Origin of the sequence: Shewanella subflava, from assembly GCF_025971955.1 — a bacterium.
Classification (GTDB): domain Bacteria; phylum Pseudomonadota; class Gammaproteobacteria; order Enterobacterales; family Shewanellaceae; genus Shewanella; species Shewanella subflava.
This window is the reverse complement of the sequence record NZ_JAPDMX010000012.1, coordinates 198,987-215,223: the sequence shown is the minus strand read 5'-3', so window position 1 is coordinate 215,223 and position 16,237 is coordinate 198,987. Positions and strand designations below refer to the sequence as shown.

Here is a 16,237-nt window from a genome sequence, read left to right as displayed (position 1 = left end):
TTGCTGGTGTTTAATCGCTTATTTGCTTACAAACTAACAGCTTATGAATAAGTTAACAAATATGAAAATCTAAGGGGTTTTGACTAGCCTTGCTGCACAATAAAGCATAGGATCTAATGATTAGCATTACCTTGGAGTCGTAAAGCATTATGAGTATTAGAGCTATCATCGTTGATACCGCGGGCACAACCACAGATCTTAACTTTATTCAGGATGTGCTATTTCCGTATTCTAAAAAAGCCATGGCTGATTTTTTAACTAAAAATCAAGATAATGCCTTGGTGGATTATTGCATTAGCGATGTAAAAGATATTGCTTTAGAGCCAGATGCAACCCTTGAGCGTGTTACTGAAATTCTTAATCAATGGATTGAAGAAGATCGTAAAGCCACGCCATTAAAAACCTTGCAAGGGCTAATTTGGAAGCAAGGCTATAATCGTTCTGAATTCAAAGGCCATATATACCCAGATTTTATCGACAATATTGAGCGCATTATTGCGGCAAATATCCGTATTTACAGTTTTTCATCAGGGTCTGTTGATGCACAAAAACTATTGTTCAGCCACACTGATGCAGGCGATTTAACTACACATTTTAGTGGCCATTTTGATACCCGTACTGGCAATAAGTTAGATAAACAAGCCTATAGCAATATTTGCAACACCATCAGTTTGAAACCAAAACAAATGCTGTTTATCTCAGATATGGTTGAGGAATTAAAAGCGGCTGACGCAGCAGGAATGTTAACCTGCCAAATGGTCAGAGAGCCAAATGCTCGTACGGCCAAATTCAAAGTCATCACTTCATTTGATGAGCTAGAATGCTAATTCACGGCAATTTTTAACCCATAAAAACGATCTTAACGGTCGTTTTTTTATGGGCAAAATTGTGATTTTCTCAGTTAGCTATCAAATGCGACTTTATCTTGATGCTATTCATTGCCTGCCACAGGCTTATGTGCAGATACTGCTTCGGGACGCTTTACGCCAACCATGGCTGCTTAACGGAAATGTCCTTTTTTCAATACCCTCAGCGGTATCTACACTGGGTCATTTTATCGATTGGCTTTATTTAGTATGGTTTAAGAATCGAAAGCTAACTTAGTTTTGCGATTCTAGACCAATCAACGTCGTGGTACTGAGTTAACATCAGATTTAGACCTCAGGATTTCACACTGCATTTCCAAACTTCGTTTGGATTAATATCGCAGGATTCCATCCTGCACCGGCCAAAAGGGTATCAACAGCAATACCCTCTTGGATCACCCTGCCGCCCCAGACGAAAAATGCTGAAAAGCGCATATTTTCGATGGGGAACGATCCAGCTTTAAACTTCATTTGTAGCTTGCTTCGGCCATTGTCGAAAAGCCCTAACGCTTCCGATAGGCCATCCCTGGCCTAACGAAAGCTAGCGTGGCATCCATGCCAAGCTCACGGCCTTTTCTCGATGACCTCAATTCAAATTGAGTCTTGGAGGCTTTACGCCTAATTAGTAGCAAATACAGTCAAATCGAAGAGATAATAATTCCAGTGTAAGCGCGGCCGTGACTACTGACCACCATGGATGGTGGGAATGTCAAAATTTGTCTGGAACAAATTTGACCATGACATGGACGTCATGGCCGAGCTTTCAGGGACCTTTTGATTTATATAAAGAGTGCAGCGTGTCACGGTCGTGTTTGCACATAAGGTCGCTCTTTCACATCCATGTGATCGCGACATTCAGTTCATCCTGAACATCCCTGCGGCAGGCAATTGATTAGATTGAAGCTATGGTCTTCTGTGCCTGAGCAAAGATAAATGAACTAAAAAGTGGTACCCGTAACGCAAGTTAGCTGTTATTTATTCAATGGCAATGCCGCAGCAATAAAATTACTTTATCTAAACGATTTTATTCTTACAAACATGGTTACCTGACTTTTTACCAACGCAGCAGCCTTAAATAGCAAAGGCATTTGATCGGCTGCTAATCCATTTGATGACAAAACAATCGCATAATACTTGTTGTCAGTTTCAATGGTTGCTAAATTGGTCGCAAGTTAAACAGTTGTTTAAAATTAACGTTTATCGTCAAAACAAGGACAGACCATGGAAGACTTTATTGCAACACACCCGATACACACCAAAATACCTGTGGCTTGGGGAGAGATGGACGCCTTGCAGCATGTGAACAATGCGGTGTATTTCAGATACTTTGAAACAGCAAGATTAGACTTCTTTAGTCAGCTTAATTTTCTGGAAGATTTGCATAAAACCGGAGTTGGTCCAGTGCTGAGCGAAACCAACGCCCGTTATAAACGACCGGTTACCTTTCCTGACACCTTAATTGTTGGCGTGACCATTAGTGATATCGCCGTAGATCGTTTTACTATGCACTACACTGCTTATAGTGAAGCACAGCAGGCGGTTACCACTATTGGTTGGGCAAAGGTGGTGATGTTTAACTTTAAAACAGGTAAAAAAGCTGAATTATCTGAGTCGTTACTTGTTGCCCTAAAACAGCACGCTAACACAGAAGATTAAGGGGGGGATTATGAATGCTCTAGCGGTTATCCATCAGCCTGAAATGCATCGTTTTCTCGTTGAAATTAATCAAGAACAAGCAATTTTAGAATACCGTTTGGTTGAGGATAAAATTAATTTTCATCACACCTTTGTGCCACCTGCTATGCGTGGCAAAGGCATAGCTGAAAGCTTGGTCAGAACCGGATTAAGCTGGGCGAAACAGCAACAACTGACCATTGAGGCCAGTTGCAGTTATGTGCAAAAGTTTTTAGCTTAACCCGTTAAGCCTGCCAATTGCGCTTTTACCGCATCAGATAATGGCTGGCTTTTTTCTGTTTGATAGTTGTAATGCACCATGGTTGTTTTTGCTTCGGCGGTTTGCTTACCTTCTTGCCAGCAAGTTTGCGCAATTTCAAAACTGCTATTGCCAACACGGCTAATATGGGTTTTTACCGTGACTTTTTTGCCGTAAAACGTCGGTGCATTAAATGCGATGGTGAATCCTGCAATAATCATATTCCACTTCGTTAAATCTTGTCCGGGGTTCACGATTTCAAAAATGGGCTCTCGTGCGGCTTCAAACCACACTGGGATCACTGTGTTATTAATATGACCTAAAGCGTCGGTTTCACAAAAGCGAGGGGTTAAATCCAGAGAGAACTGAGTAACAGACACGGCATATTCCTTTTTATTGTTATTGAGTGCGCCATTCTAGTGCAGTGACTAAAAATCATCAAAGAAGTCTTTGTCACGAATATATTTATGCATGTAATGGTATGCAAACGGTGAAACTAGCCAACTGATAATGCTCAATAAAAATCGCTGGGAGGGATGAATATGCTCGTATACTCGCTCGTTATGTAACCAAAGCAGCTTGCCTACATGGTAAAAAATACCCGGAAAAGGCGGTAGAAAGGTCACCATATCCAAATCACAACAAATGCGGTATGTACGCCGATGCAGTAAATATTGTTGTTGGAAACTTTTAAAACCAGGTGCGGGTTGACCAAACGTCACCACTCGTTTAATGGCATGGGGAAACACCCGCTCTAATCTATCAGCTGCTAAAATGGCCATTGCGCCACCTGACGAGTGACCCGTCAGACTCACTCGTTTACCCGATTGTATTAAGGGGGCTAAAATTGAATGTAATTGTTGATACAAACTGATATGGGTTAAATAGTGTGGCGGCTTAGGATTAGCAGTTTGTTCTAAAAGATATTCATAACCGGCATGAACACGGTAAATGCCATCAGCATAAACTTTAGAGACAGGCCAGCACCAGGTATTTATACACCATTCATTAAAGGTCTGTGAGCCCCGAAACACCACCAGCACTTCAGTTTGGTCTGCTCGCCATAGCACTCTGACACACACGTTTCCCCAACGGTTGGCTATTTCTTGATAACCCGATGGCTCAAACCCTAATTTTTCTGGCAAAAAGTCAGCCCGATAAGTTGCCTTACATAACACAGCATAACGTTCGTATTGGTAGCGTTTCAGTTTTTTCACATCATAAAGTCCTAACTTTAGATGTTATCACTGTATTGAAGAAGGGTGACGAGTTGATGACAACACGCAATCACTTCGGCGCGGATGATAAATTACCGACTCAAACTCAACAATTAATATACCTGCTATTAAGGTGGCGTTATATCTTAAGTGGCGTGATATCTCAGTAAAACGATATTCTTGTGCAGCGTACTCAATTACATGGTTCAAGCTATTGTCTTTCCACATTGTAATCAGCTTTTTGGACATATAAAAGGACGCCGAAGCGCCCTTAATGACAAATCATGATGCGATTAATACATGGCATCAATCTCGGTTGCGTATTTGCTGTAAATATTCTTACGGCGCAATTTCATTGTCGGAGTGATTAACCCTGCTTCCATTGAAAATGCTTCAGGTAACAAGGTAAACCTTTTAATTTGCTCAAATCCTGCCAACTCATACTGCAACTCTTTTAGCCGTTGCTCAAAATGCTCAACCACCTGGCTGTTACGTAACAAATCGATAGGGTTTTCAACGCTAATGCCTTTTTCTTTTGCCCACACTTCTAATGCTTCAAATGCCGGCACAATCAGCGCCGAAACATAGTTGCGCGCATCGGCAATAATGGCCACTTGCTCGACAAACGGACAACAACTGACTTTTCCCTCAACACGCTGCGGCGCAATGTACTTGCCGTTAGAGGTTTTCATTAATTCTTTAATACGATCAGTAATGTATAAATTACCTTCGGCATCAATCATGCCCGCATCACCGGTTTTTAACCAGCCATCTTCAAAGGCTTCTGCGGTATCTTCTGGTCGATTAAAATAACCACGCATTACGGTTTCGCCACGCACTAGAATTTCATTATTGGCGCCAATTTTTACTTCCATGGCATGTAAAGGCTTACCGTTAGAGCCGGGCACGCGATTATTTAAGGTATTACAGGTAACCGTTGCACAGGTTTCTGTCATCCCGTAGCCACAGAGAATCGGCACCCCGATACTATGAAAAAATCCGCCGACATTGACATCAAGCGCGGCACCACCGACAGGCATAAAGGTTAAGCGGCCGCCCAGCACGTTTTGTAATTTACTAAAAACTAATTTATTCGCTAATTGCCATTGTGCAGATAACCATTTACTTGGACGCTTTCTGCCTTGACTCACTTCAAATTGACGCGCTCCGACACCAATTGCCCAATGAAATAGCTTTTGGCGTATTGCCGGCGCAGAATTCACCTTGTCATGTATGGCGCTGTAAACCTTTTCAAGAAAACGTGGCACAACGCATAAGGTATGCGGTTTCACTGCGGCGATAGCTTCTTTTATTTTGTGGGTATCGGTTAAATACACATTTCGGCCACCGCGACACAACACATAAAATGTCCAACCACGCTCAAACACATGACTTAGTGGTAAAAATGCTAATGACACATCACCTGCTTTAAAGGCAATTTCAGTATCATGCTGCTCAACCATAGAGGCAATATTGCGATAATCTAACATCACACCTTTAGGCTCACCTGTGGTGCCCGAGGTATAAATAAGCGTGAGTAAATCATCCAGTGAGGTTTGAGATAAACGCTGGGTTAACTCGTCATGGCTGTGTTGCGAAGGGCTAGTATTTAGCAATGCATCTAAATGAAAATGCACATCTGAGGCTAACTTGACCCTGCTATCAAACACCACAATATGCTGAACACTTGGACACTGAGCCTGAATTTTACATGCGGTGTGGTATTGGCTTTCATCACCCGCAAAAATCACCTTTGCGCGCGAGTCATTCACAATGAATACTGCTTGCTCCATGGTGCTGGTTGGATAAACCGGTACCACCACATTACGCGCCTTTAGCGCACCTATATCTGCACAGGTCCACTGTGGGCTATTTTGCGCCACAATAACCACTTTATCATGCACGTGAAGGCCAAAATCAATCAATAACTGGGCAATTTTACTGGTGATGGTATCAAACTGATGCCAGGAAACCGTGTTCCAGGGCGCAGCCATTTCAAAACCTTCAAGGGCAATGTTCTCGCCTAACGTCTGGCTTTGTTGTTGCAGCAGTCGAACGATATGATAGTTTTCTAACAACATAGTGAGATACCTTTTTGGCTTACAGGTGTACTGTTTTATCACATTCTACCTGAACCAATACTAAACCATAAGAGTTTTTGCTCTACTCCAGCGGGTGAGATCACGCTTTGATGCGATACCATCACAGTTATAGATCAATCACACCATTTTTCCACAAGCGATTTTTACTCGAAATAAACAACCCCAAGCCGATTACTGTCAGTGCCACGTCGGCAATCAGCCAAATACTCAAATCTTGTTGTGCTTGTGATGCTTTAAAACTAAATGACACAAAAAGCGAGTGGCAAATAATCAACAGCACAATAGCTGACATCTGGCTTACGTTACGGCTGAGTGCGCCAAGCCCCAAAGCTAAAAAACCACTCCACAACACAGAGAACAATAGGTGGATAATGAATGGCAAAGACAGTGGCTGACCAGCTAGATAACCCGCGGTGCAAATCAATAGCATGCTCAACATTAACAAAGCAATAAGCCTAACACTGGCCTTAAAGAAAGACTGTTGCAGCCCAATTAGCCCTGTAAATCCCGGTAACATAAATAAGGTTTCAGCCCCTCGCCAACGCTGAACTCGGCTCCAGTGAACTAAACAACACATCATTAATAACAGTTGCCCAACGATCAATTGAACAGGTAAATGCCATTCAAACAGCGTGGATGGTATAAACAATAACAACCCCAATAGGGTGACCATTACCAAGGCCATCGCTAAAAGTGGCCCAACAAAAAAGCTTGCAGGGTGTAAGTATCGGTTGAGTTTATCCAGCAGGTTGTGCTGTTTGATGCTGGGTAACCAAAACCAGCCCATTTCCATGCCGCTTAAATAGGTGGCTCTGGCATCTTGATGCCAAGTTAATTGGCCCAATTTCACTTTTACCAATTCAAGTAAGATGCCTAAGGGGGGCACCAAAAACCACCAAGGTATATTAAGCGTTATCTGATCAAAAAAAGGCATAGCGATAAACAGCAGTATTGAAAACTGAAACCCCTTATTCCAGTGCAAACATCCCCATAAAAAGGCCAAGCTAACCAATACGGCTAATAACACCGAAGTGACCGTTAAGGGAGCAAATATCACTGCAAACCCTAACGAGAATAACATCACGCTAAAATAAATAGCGATTGATTGCACCACAATATTTCGCTGATAGCCGGGAATTAAACTGCTGGTTTCAGCCCCGACCAAACGGTTTAATTGCCATAAAACAGACATGCTGCTGGATATCACCGACATTGATAACATTAAGCCGATTGATGAGGTTTTATCAATATACAAACTCAAGGCCGCAATACCAAAACCCAGCAAGCTAGTGAATAAAAAGCTGACGCTACCGACATCAAAAAACCACAAGCGCAACATACCACGGTAGCTATTACGGTTTATAAAATCGCTTAATTTAACCCCATTTGGCGTAAGCCGATTTGATGACTTCACTAAATTGGCTAACATAGTGTTCATCGATGCAACTCCATAAATAGCTGCTCTAAGTTCAAGGATTGTTCACTAATAAGGCCGTTGAATTGTTCCTGTGACTGGCAGTTATCAGCAACGATGAACCTTGAGTCGGCCGTGTGTGTTTGGTGTAAAATATCTACATGCTGAGGTAATTCAGCATTGGCGGTGACTTTGAGTAATTTTACTTGTTCTCTTAAGGTGTCAATTTCTTTAAACAGCACTAATTTGCCTTTTTTGATCAAGGCAACGTGGCTTGCTACTCGTTCTAAATCAGAGGTGATATGCGAAGAAAACAGCACCGCAGAACCCGACTCTAAGGCTAAATCAAATAAGTCGGCCATGAATTTACGACGTGCGATAGGATCTAAACTGGCCACGGGTTCATCTAAAACCAATAGTGTAGGCCGATAGGCCATCGCCATGATTAATGCCAGTGATTGACGCTGACCAACGGATAACTTTTGCACCGATTGAGCCACATCTAATTCAAAACGCTCAAGCCACTCTTGTTCTAATTGCTTATCCCAATCAGCGTAAAAACTGCGATGTAAATCTAACGCGCGTTCTACCGTAAAGCCTTCATAGCCAAAGGGCTGCTGGGGAACATAACCAATACGAGACTTAGCAAGATCAGATAATGCCGCTGGAGACTCGTTAAGGGTTTTAATCTCACCTGAATCGATGGTTAAAATCCCTAAAGCGCAACGCATTAAAGTCGATTTACCAGCACCATTTTGACCCAGTAACCCCACCACCATGCCTGGGAATAATTGCATCGACAAATTATCCAACGCTGTGTGTGGGGTTTTGCCGCCTTTTAGAGGAAAGACTTTGGACACATGATTAAATGTCAGTATCGGTGCTTGGTTTTGTTGCATTATCGGCATTCCTTTAGCTCAATCTTATGGTATTACTGACTCTTTGTGGCGACATTGAGTCGTTGATTTATTAAAAATTATTTAGCGACCCATTTTTTAGCTATCAATGTTTGTAACTCATCTAACTCAACACCGAGTTGTTGAGCCTGAGTCACTAAATCGTCTATTTTGGGTTGCATCAAGCTGCCACCAGAGGTTTTGTCAGTGCAATTGCGTGCGGCGACGATAGAGGGCTGACCTCGGCGACGTTCTATCCAGCCTTGATCCACCAATTGCTGCACAGCACGTGACACCGTCATCGGGTTAACGGTAAGAAATTCGGCCATCTGCCTAACGGAAGGTAATACATCTTCAGCTTGTAATTGCCCGCCCACAATCAATCGCACGATTTGATCATGCAATTGACGATAGATTGGTTCACCACTACTGGGGTTGACATTTAATAGTTCTAACATTAGCCTTTACAAACTGTATTAATACATTGATACACTCATACACTTAGTGTAAGTTAACACAATCATCTCAAAAAGCAAAAAGGAAACGTTCCGATGATCAACAGGAAGTTTGTCAGTAAATCGCTAACCTCAAGGTTGCGCCATTACGCATTGCCCCCATCGGCAACAGGCACTCGCCGTTTAGCTGCAGTGATCATTAGCGTGCTATTCGCCAGCAGCAGCTATGCCAGTGATGCAGACCAACCACAACCGCTTAATACGGTAGATGCCAAAACCCACTCTTGTCATTTAGACGGTCTGTCAGAGCAATTACAGTGCGGCAAAATTAGTGTGCCTGAAAACCCTCAAAAACCCGATGGAAAGCACATCGACATCCATTTTGCGATATTACCCGCCATTAAAGATACTCACCCAAGCGAAGCGCTGCTTGCGATTGCTGGTGGACCAGGGCAATCCGCAATAGAGCATGCCGCAGGGTTTGACCGATTGCTCAATAAAGTGCGCCAACAACGCGATATTTTACTGATAGATCAACGCGGCACTGGCTTATCAAATATCCTTAACTGCGAAGACGCTGAAGCCACTTCTATGTTGTCATTTAACGATGAAGATGTTGATATTATTGCAGATACTGAAAAATGCTTAACCCAAACAGATGCCGACATTACCCAATATGGTAGTCAAACAGCATTAACGGATTTTGAAGCGGTGCGCACATATTTAGGCTATCAAAAGCTGCACTTATACGGTGTGTCTTACGGTACACGTATGGCTCAACTGTATATGCGTCATTACCCAGAGGCATTAAGCACAGTAACCTTAGATGGGGTTGTGCCAATGCAACAAAGTGTCGTGGCAATTGGCAGTGCAATTGAGCGTGGATTTGAGTTATTAATGCGAGATTGTGCTAGCAATCAGGCTTGTCATACGCAGTACCCAGACTTACTCGCCGACTTCAAAACCGTGGATCAGCGCCTGACTACCAAACCGACAGAACAAAGCGTTCGTGACCCTCTTACCAATGAGCCAAGCACGTTATTGCTGACTCGCAGTAAATTCAATGGTGCGATTAGAATGGGGTTATATACTCCAGCCATTCGTGCATTATTACCCCATGCGATTCATCAAGCCGCCAAAGAAGATTACCAACCTATTCTAGGCATATATGCCTTATCGGCTGACGGTATCGGTTTAGCGATGGGAATGCATGCTTCTGTTGTTTGCGGTGAAGACATCCACAGAATATCAGACCAAATGCGTAAAGATGCCAAAGAGTCTTACATCAGCTCGACCATGATGGAAGGGTTAGAGAAAACCTGTGAAATTTGGAAAGTGCCAGCCGTTGCAGATAGCTTTAGCGAGCCGATTAGCAGTGATTTACCGACATTATTACTTTCAGGCGAATTAGACCCTGCCACGCCACCCAATTGGGGCGCGTTAGCCGCAAAAAATTTAACTAATGCCAAGCATTTAATTTCACCTTTTGCGACCCATGGTGTTGCTGCACAAACCTGTGCGAACGATTTAATTGCCGATTTAGTCGATAGCGCCAGCGTTAAAAAAATTGATGCCAGCTGCCTTGAAAAAGATATACGCCGCAGCTTTTACCTCAATGCTAATTCGGTAGAACCTATTATTTCAACGGATGCAGGCACTGTGGCTATCGCCGATGAAGCCGCTTTAACAAACAATGCTACTGGCACAGATAAGGAATAATCATGATTTCAGTGACGAATTTATCGAAAAAAATCGGTGATGTGCAGGCGTTAAACAAGCTCAGCTTTAGCGCTCAAGATGGCCACATCACAGGTTTACTTGGCCCTAACGGCGCAGGTAAAACCACCTGTTTACGCACACTATTTGGTTTATTAACTCCCGACGATGGTTATGCCGAAGTGGATGGCATCAACGTGGCAGAAAAACCGATTCAGGCCAAACAGCAGTTAGGCTTATTCCCTGATCCATTTGGTTTGTATGAACGACTCACCCCGCGCGAATACATTACCTATTTTGCCGAGCTGAGTGGCATGTCGCGTAAAGAAGCAAAAGCCGCCACTGAAAAGGTGATTGAGCAGCTAAATTTAAGCGATATTAGTGATCGTCGTTGTAAGGGCTTTTCGCAGGGGCAACGAATGAAAACCGCACTGGCACAAGCGATTGTCCACCAGCCAACCAATATCATTTTAGATGAGCCCACTCGCGGCCTAGATGTAATGAGCACACGTTTATTACGCGATATCTTAATCGATCTCAAAGCGCGTGGTCATTGCGTATTATTTTCTAGCCATGTGATGCAAGAAGTCGCGGCGCTTTGCGACCATGTAATAGTGATGGCCAATGGCTCGGTTGTTGCCACCGGCAGCCCAGATGAGCTTTGCCAACAAACGGGAGAGTCTTCACTGGAAGAGGCTTTCATTAAACTTATCGGAACTGACGAAGGGATTGCAGCATAATGAATAAACTCATTGCAATGGTGCGCAAAGAACTCATTGATGCCGCACGCGACAAACGCTCGGTGATGGCAGGTTTATACTACGCCATCGGTACGCCTTTGATTATGTGCGGCATGTTTATGGTGCTCATTAATCAATTAACCAGTCCTGAAGACTTAAATATCACCATTAACAAAGCGGAAAACGCCCCAGACTTAGTGCGTTATTTAAGTCGAAAAGGCATAAATCAGGCTGATTTAACGGCTAAGCCAGATACTGATGTAAAAGCGATCACTTTGACCATTACTGAAGATTATGCCGCCAACATGGCTAAAGCTAAACCTGCTGAAGTGATTATTCTGGCGGATAACTCTGATGAGAAGCTGCAAAAATCCATTCGACGTCTGCAACAAGAACTGCAAACTTATAGTGCCGAAATGGGCAGTTTACGGTTAATTGCTCGTGGTATTAACCCACAGGTAATGCAGTCATTAAAAGTGGACATGCAAGACCAATCAACCCCTGATTCAAAAGGCGGTATGATCTTGGGTATTGCTATTTTTACTATGATTTACTCAGTGTTTATCTCAGCGATGAATCTCGCCATTGATACCAGTGCAGGGGAGCGCGAACGTAATTCGTTGGCGTTAATGCTTAGTCATCCAATTAGCACTCGCCAACTGGTGCTTGGCAAAGTGATTGCTGTAACCCTGTTTGCATTGTTGGGTTTAATGCTGATATTGCTAATATCTAAAATTGCTTACACCTTTGTGCCTTGGCAAGAACTGGGCTTTAGCATCAATATTTCAACTGACTTTATGAAGCTAATGTTTGTCATCGGTATTCCCGTTGCCTTGCTTGCATCAACCTTGCAGCTATTTGTGTCTTTTATGGCAAAGTCATTTAAAGAAGCACAATCCTATTTAACCATGGTGTTATTTGTCCCCATCGCCTTATCTATGGCGGCAAGCTATAACATCGCCCCAGATATGCTGCAGTGGATCCCCGTATCAGGTCAACAGCAAGCCTTAATGGACTTTATTAAGGGCAAAGAAATCCCCATGTTGCAGCTAGCCGTGTCATCCATCATGACGATAGTGATTTCATTAGGCTTAATGTTTGGCATGGAAAAAATGCTTAAAAGTGAAAAAGTGGTATTTGGCCTGTAGCTCATCTTAACAAGGAATATGAATAGCCGCGGTGTGAGCCAAACCCTCTTACGCCGCAGCTTAGTGAGTTAGCAGTGAATGATTTAAGGAGTAACACCATGGAAAGCGATTTAGCAATCATTACGTTAGTGGCCATTATCGTTATTGGCACCAGCGCCGTTGAAATATTTAAGTATTATACCAAAGCTAAACAGCGCAATAGCCGCGATTCTGTTGATCAGTTACTGGCACAAAATAAGGCGTTAGTCGCCAGAATACAAGTGCTAGAGCAGCTGGTAACCGATGACAGTTATGACCTGAAGCGTAAATTTAATCAACTCTAATTGAGTTTTGAGCAAGCGCATTTATGACATAGCACCCCCTGCTAAATGGGGGGCTATGTCACTTTTAAGCAATCGCTATAAGCCCTGACTCACAAGAAAACCCTACTGAAACAGACTCAATACCACTTTATTGCGTCCGGTTTTTTTCGCGATATAAAGCTGCTTATCCGCTTGCTTTAATACATCATGAAATAAATACCGTTCTGCGTGTTCAAACAACTTGGGAACCACCACACCACCAATACTGATTGTTAGCCAAAGCGTGCCATCCACATCATGCTTAATATGCAAATTTTCAACAGCCATTCTTAATCGCTCTGCCACATCATTGATGGATTGCATATGATCATCCTTCACAATGACACAGAATTCCTCGCCACCATATCGGGCCACAAGTGCATCATAACAAGCCATGGTTTCCATTAAACAACCAGCAACATCGACAAGGGCTTTATCACCTAAAAGATGATCATGTCGGTCGTTATAAAGTTTAAATTGATCGATATCTATCATCATGACACTAAACCCAGACTCTTGCTGGTGCCATGTTGTTATCACACTGTCTGCAAAAGCTTCTAATCCTCTGCGGTTAGTAATTTGGGTCAACGCGTCTTGTACTGTTAAGGTTTCTAGGTAGTTTTGTTGTTCCGCAAAACGAATTAAGAGCTGATTAAATGAATTAGACACATTGTCTATTTCATCGATAAAGTGCTGACTAGGGATTTTAGCCATCAGATTATCATTGGAAGAATTATTAATATTGTTGTTGAAATGAATCAAAGGTGAGATTAAAAATCGCGACAATATCATCATAGAAAATGTCACAATTATGGTGATAATGAACAATAACAACATAACGGAAACCGCATCTAATTGGGGTCTTGATGTTTTTCGATGATGTACAGTGATGACAACGGCCTGCTCGTCAAACTTATTATGGATCAGCCAACTGTGAGATGCATTTACCTCTTTTAATTGATTTTGGCTAAAAAAATCATGGATCGGGAGTGGGTAAGTACTGGCATTATTGATGTTATCAATCGAAAAGGTCACCATCGAATTGCTGGTAATTTCGTCTATCATTTTACTATCGACTAATCTGGCCATAGTGATACTGCCAACAATTTCCCCTGTGCCCTCTGAAGGTAAAATCGTCGTGTTTGTGATGTAAAATAACTGCGCTGCGATGACATAATATCCATGCCGAGTAGAGGGGATCTGTGCTGAGATTTCAGCTAAAGAAGGTAATAATGTGTCTGCATTTGTTGTGGTTTTTTTGCCAACAAACTCACTTAACGCTGAGGCAGTTTCAATTATAGAACTATCTAGATATTGCCAAACCAGTTGCTGGTCCGCTTTATGGATAAACACCGCATCAACATTGGCAGCTTCAAACGCATTAGGTAATAAATTATTTTCAATAAATTCATCTGAAGGCTGAACAACAAAATCAACCAAACTATCCCAAACGGCATAATCATAGTTTAAGGTGGTTAAATTTTTAGCCGATGTAGAAAATGCCGCTTTGAGCAAAACATATTCCTGTTGCTGTTGGTCTGCAACTTCAGCATTAATACCAGGAAGATAAAAGAAGTAATAAATAGCCATCACTAAACAGGCTACGCTCATCAATAGTGACAATAACAGCAGTAATGAAAAGCGTTTTAACGTCATGCATATCAGCTCAAATTCAAATGATACTATTGAGTGTAGTCGTGATTTTTAATAACGATAATTTATCGATGTAATCTGAACTCTGGTCACTTAAACATAACCGATACATTCGATGTTTTTACCCTACAAAAAAGCCCAAACAAAGTTGGGCTTTCTTAATAGGGTAACCATTAAAACTTATTTCGCTTTCGGTCTAAATGGCTTAATTACGTCTTCATTGCACACTAGAAATGGCCCGTCCATCAAATCAATGCAGTATGGAATAGCTGGGAAAACCGCATCCAAACACTCACGGATTGACTTAGGTTTACCAGGCAAATTCACAATCAATGAGTCAGCACGTAGCCCAGCAGTTTGGCGAGATAAAATGGCCGTTGGCACAAACTTCAACGACTCTGCGCGCATCAGCTCGCCAAAGCCTGGCATCATTCGGTCACACACGGCTTCTGTTGCTTCTGGGGTTACATCACGCTTTGCCGGTCCCGTTCCGCCCGTAGTGACAATTAGGCAACAGCCTTGGTTGTCAGCCATATCAATCAGCGTCGCTTCAATCACATCCTGCTCATCTGGGATCACCTGATATACTGGCTCCCATTCAGAGGTGAGATACTCGTTAAGTACATCAATAATGGCTTTACCAGACAAATCTTCATAAATGCCTGCGCTAGCACGATCACTTACGGTCACGATACCTATTTTTGCTTTCGTCATATATTTCTATTCCATTACCCTACATTCAATATCGATAAAGTAGCATAAACCGAAACACGATGAATTGATTCATCTCTCGTTAATTTCAATCAATATTGCAAATAACTCGATTCAATCTAGGTTTTTGTGCACGGATTTAAGGTCAATACAAAGATAAACCATGACTTAACATCACAAAGGCAAACGGTAACGTGCTGATTGATCACAATACCGAAACGCCGAATAAAAAAGGCTTAAGTGATTTCACTTAAGCCTTTTTTATCAATACATTGCACTAGTGCAAAGCAAGCATTCCTTGCTGCTCAACTTCAGCATACTCAATCAAGGCCGTAATAGACGACTCTACCGATTGTTGTGGGGATTTGAGTCGCTTAGCGAACCAATAGCGGGGTTTCCAATAAACATTATTCAGACTAGAAATTTTTACACCCTTTTTAGTAGAAGCATGTAAAAATTTCGAATCGCCCATATAAATCCCCACATGACGAGCGGTTTTAGTGGTTTTGAAAAATACTAAGTCGCCTATTTCTAATTGATCACGAGGAACTTCTTTTCCTAAAATGCGCTGTGCGTTAACGGTACGAGGTAACTTTTGACCCACAATATCTAAGTAAGCTAAATACACGAAGCCAGAACAATCTACCCCATTTTTACTCATGCCACCCAAGCGATAGGGGGTGCCAGACCAGTCATCGTGGTAGGCCAATAGGTTAGGCTTGCTCCACTTAGGTAATTTAGGCTCTTCCTTTACTACCACAACCGGTTTAGGGGGCTTAACGACAACTTTAGGCGCTTGCGATGCACAGGCACTTAATAAAATTGCCAAGCTAATAACAGACAACTTCTTTATCAATTTGACCTACCTCTAAGTCGAAATACTTCAAGTTAGTATGAGAAACATTGTTTAAAAAGACTAACTTACAATGATATTGTTCAAGTAATAAACAATATAATTTACACCAGTTGAAAAAAATCTCAAAAGAAAACTTTATCAGTAAAAGAAAATGGCAACCAAGTGGCTGCCATATAAGCAAATTACCGA

17 protein-coding genes are annotated in these 16,237 nt (G+C 42.3%); 7 read left to right on the top strand and 10 right to left on the bottom strand.

The window, feature by feature from the left end; translation table 11 throughout:
* Positions 1 to 149: 149 nt before the first annotated feature.
* Complete coding sequence (gene mtnC, locus OHT75_RS07035) at positions 150 to 827, top strand: acireductone synthase (RefSeq protein WP_264725780.1); 678 nt, start codon at positions 150 to 152, stop codon at positions 825 to 827.
* Between the two features lie 342 nt (positions 828 to 1,169).
* On the opposite strand, the gene OHT75_RS07030 is transcribed toward mtnC, so the two are convergent.
* Positions 1,170 to 1,337 carry a hypothetical protein gene (locus tag OHT75_RS07030; protein WP_264725779.1) on the bottom strand — a complete coding sequence of 56 codons (168 nt, stop codon included), beginning with the start codon at positions 1,335 to 1,337 and terminating at the stop codon, positions 1,170 to 1,172.
* 750 nt (positions 1,338 to 2,087) lie between these two features.
* On the opposite strand from OHT75_RS07030, the gene OHT75_RS07025 reads away from it, so the two are divergent.
* Both OHT75_RS07025 and OHT75_RS07020 read left to right on the top strand, forming a co-directional pair.
* Complete coding sequence (locus tag OHT75_RS07025; RefSeq protein ID WP_264725778.1) at positions 2,088 to 2,522, top strand: acyl-CoA thioesterase; 435 nt, start codon at positions 2,088 to 2,090, stop codon at positions 2,520 to 2,522.
* A 10-nt stretch (positions 2,523 to 2,532) separates the two neighbouring features.
* Entirely contained in the window at positions 2,533 to 2,781 is a 249-nt protein-coding gene (locus OHT75_RS07020; protein ID WP_264725777.1) for a GNAT family N-acetyltransferase, read from the top strand.
* Here OHT75_RS07020 and OHT75_RS07015 read toward each other — a convergent pair.
* The 6 genes from OHT75_RS07015 to OHT75_RS06990 all read right to left on the bottom strand — a co-directional run bounded on the left by OHT75_RS07015 (position 2,778) and on the right by OHT75_RS06990 (position 8,886).
* Complete coding sequence (locus OHT75_RS07015; protein WP_264725776.1) at positions 2,778 to 3,179, bottom strand: acyl-CoA thioesterase; 402 nt, start codon at positions 3,177 to 3,179, stop codon at positions 2,778 to 2,780. The genes OHT75_RS07020 and OHT75_RS07015 overlap by 4 nt on opposite strands.
* Before the next feature lie 48 nt (positions 3,180 to 3,227).
* Entirely contained in the window at positions 3,228 to 4,016 is a 789-nt protein-coding gene (locus OHT75_RS07010) for a lipase family protein (RefSeq protein ID WP_264725775.1), read from the bottom strand.
* A 293-nt stretch (positions 4,017 to 4,309) separates the two neighbouring features.
* Positions 4,310 to 6,097, bottom strand: coding sequence for an AMP-dependent synthetase/ligase (locus OHT75_RS07005; RefSeq protein ID WP_264725774.1), 1,788 nt, complete (start codon positions 6,095 to 6,097; stop codon positions 4,310 to 4,312).
* Positions 6,098 to 6,224: 127 nt separating this feature from the next.
* Complete coding sequence (locus tag OHT75_RS07000) at positions 6,225 to 7,556, bottom strand: hypothetical protein (RefSeq protein WP_264725773.1); 1,332 nt, start codon at positions 7,554 to 7,556, stop codon at positions 6,225 to 6,227.
* Positions 7,553 to 8,431 carry an ABC transporter ATP-binding protein gene (locus tag OHT75_RS06995; protein ID WP_264725772.1) on the bottom strand — a complete coding sequence of 293 codons (879 nt, stop codon included), beginning with the start codon at positions 8,429 to 8,431 and terminating at the stop codon, positions 7,553 to 7,555. The genes OHT75_RS07000 and OHT75_RS06995 overlap by 4 nt, the downstream gene beginning before the upstream one ends.
* 77 nt (positions 8,432 to 8,508) lie before the next feature.
* Positions 8,509 to 8,886 carry a GntR family transcriptional regulator gene (locus OHT75_RS06990; RefSeq protein ID WP_264725771.1) on the bottom strand — a complete coding sequence of 126 codons (378 nt, stop codon included), beginning with the start codon at positions 8,884 to 8,886 and terminating at the stop codon, positions 8,509 to 8,511.
* A 93-nt stretch (positions 8,887 to 8,979) separates the two neighbouring features.
* On the opposite strand from OHT75_RS06990, the gene OHT75_RS06985 reads away from it, so the two are divergent.
* From OHT75_RS06985 to OHT75_RS06970, 4 genes are all read left to right on the top strand, one after another.
* Positions 8,980 to 10,602, top strand: a complete 1,623-nt coding sequence (locus OHT75_RS06985) for an alpha/beta hydrolase (protein WP_264725770.1) — start codon at positions 8,980 to 8,982, stop codon at positions 10,600 to 10,602.
* 2 nt (positions 10,603 to 10,604) lie between these two features.
* On the top strand, positions 10,605 to 11,339 hold the full coding sequence (locus OHT75_RS06980) for an ABC transporter ATP-binding protein (protein ID WP_264725769.1): 735 nt from the start codon (positions 10,605 to 10,607) through the stop codon (positions 11,337 to 11,339).
* Positions 11,339 to 12,487, top strand: a complete 1,149-nt coding sequence (locus OHT75_RS06975; protein WP_264725768.1) for an ABC transporter permease — start codon at positions 11,339 to 11,341, stop codon at positions 12,485 to 12,487. The genes OHT75_RS06980 and OHT75_RS06975 overlap by 1 nt, the downstream gene beginning before the upstream one ends.
* A gap of 98 nt (positions 12,488 to 12,585) precedes the next feature.
* A complete protein-coding gene (locus OHT75_RS06970) occupies positions 12,586 to 12,810 on the top strand; it encodes a hypothetical protein (protein WP_264725767.1) in 225 nt (74 codons plus the stop codon).
* 102 nt (positions 12,811 to 12,912) lie between these two features.
* Here OHT75_RS06970 and OHT75_RS06965 read toward each other — a convergent pair whose 3' ends face one another.
* The 3 genes from OHT75_RS06965 to OHT75_RS06955 form a co-directional block, all read right to left on the bottom strand.
* Positions 12,913 to 14,484, bottom strand: a complete 1,572-nt coding sequence (locus OHT75_RS06965) for a sensor domain-containing diguanylate cyclase (RefSeq protein ID WP_264725766.1) — start codon at positions 14,482 to 14,484, stop codon at positions 12,913 to 12,915.
* A 177-nt stretch (positions 14,485 to 14,661) separates the two neighbouring features.
* Entirely contained in the window at positions 14,662 to 15,195 is a 534-nt protein-coding gene (mog, locus tag OHT75_RS06960; RefSeq protein WP_264725765.1) for a molybdopterin adenylyltransferase, read from the bottom strand.
* Between the two features lie 274 nt (positions 15,196 to 15,469).
* Complete coding sequence (locus tag OHT75_RS06955; protein ID WP_264725818.1) at positions 15,470 to 16,045, bottom strand: C40 family peptidase; 576 nt, start codon at positions 16,043 to 16,045, stop codon at positions 15,470 to 15,472.
* Positions 16,046 to 16,237: the final 192 nt, after the last annotated feature.

Coding starts and splice junctions, on each gene's coding strand:
- mtnC (WP_264725780.1), top strand. CDS start 150: ATGAGTATTAGAGCTATCATCGTTGATACCGCGGGCACAACCACAGAT.
- OHT75_RS07030 (WP_264725779.1), bottom strand. CDS start 1,337: ATGAAGTTTAAAGCTGGATCGTTCCCCATCGAAAATATGCGCTTTTCA.
- OHT75_RS07025 (WP_264725778.1), top strand. CDS start 2,088: ATGGAAGACTTTATTGCAACACACCCGATACACACCAAAATACCTGTG.
- OHT75_RS07020 (WP_264725777.1), top strand. CDS start 2,533: ATGAATGCTCTAGCGGTTATCCATCAGCCTGAAATGCATCGTTTTCTC.
- OHT75_RS07005 (WP_264725774.1), bottom strand. CDS start 6,097: ATGTTGTTAGAAAACTATCATATCGTTCGACTGCTGCAACAACAAAGC.
- OHT75_RS07000 (WP_264725773.1), bottom strand. CDS start 7,556: ATGAACACTATGTTAGCCAATTTAGTGAAGTCATCAAATCGGCTTACG.
- OHT75_RS06995 (WP_264725772.1), bottom strand. CDS start 8,431: ATGCAACAAAACCAAGCACCGATACTGACATTTAATCATGTGTCCAAA.
- OHT75_RS06990 (WP_264725771.1), bottom strand. CDS start 8,886: ATGTTAGAACTATTAAATGTCAACCCCAGTAGTGGTGAACCAATCTAT.
- OHT75_RS06985 (WP_264725770.1), top strand. CDS start 8,980: ATGATCAACAGGAAGTTTGTCAGTAAATCGCTAACCTCAAGGTTGCGC.
- OHT75_RS06980 (WP_264725769.1), top strand. CDS start 10,605: ATGATTTCAGTGACGAATTTATCGAAAAAAATCGGTGATGTGCAGGCG.
- OHT75_RS06975 (WP_264725768.1), top strand. CDS start 11,339: ATGAATAAACTCATTGCAATGGTGCGCAAAGAACTCATTGATGCCGCA.
- OHT75_RS06970 (WP_264725767.1), top strand. CDS start 12,586: ATGGAAAGCGATTTAGCAATCATTACGTTAGTGGCCATTATCGTTATT.
- OHT75_RS06965 (WP_264725766.1), bottom strand. CDS start 14,484: ATGACGTTAAAACGCTTTTCATTACTGCTGTTATTGTCACTATTGATG.
- mog (WP_264725765.1), bottom strand. CDS start 15,195: ATGACGAAAGCAAAAATAGGTATCGTGACCGTAAGTGATCGTGCTAGC.